The sequence below is a fragment of the Falsihalocynthiibacter sp. S25ZX9 genome (genome assembly GCF_041205405.1).
In the GTDB taxonomy this organism is placed as follows: Bacteria; Pseudomonadota; Alphaproteobacteria; order Rhodobacterales; family Rhodobacteraceae; genus Falsihalocynthiibacter; species Falsihalocynthiibacter arcticus.
Window position 1 is genome coordinate 1 of sequence record NZ_JBGFCD010000235.1, and the last position, 303, is coordinate 303.

A 303-nucleotide genomic window follows, 5' to 3' on the forward strand; every position below is an offset into this window, starting at 1 on the left:
CAATCCAAGAAGGCGCGCGTGCTTTACCAGCGCCAATATTCGAAGGGGTCACGTCAACCATTCCGCTATCCCTCCCTGCCCATCAAGCCCTGTTGGCGGAACGCCAACACAACAACCATGATTAAAAACGTCAGAACAACTGCGTAGGTAGGGAAATAAACTGAGCCAAACTGCTCGGCCAAACCGATCAGAAGAGCACCAAGGGCTGCGCCGTGGATCGACCCCATTCCGCCCACAATAACGACTACAAGGCTGGCCAATAGGAACCTGATGTCCTCCCCAGGTGCGACCGATTGAAAGGTG

Annotated in this window: 1 pseudogene; it reads right to left on the minus strand. The window is 54.5% G+C overall.

What is annotated here, in order from left to right:
- Positions 1-65: 65 nt before the first annotated feature.
- A pseudogene (locus tag AB9F29_RS22070) lies at positions 66-303 on the minus strand (branched-chain amino acid ABC transporter permease); the annotation flags it as partial.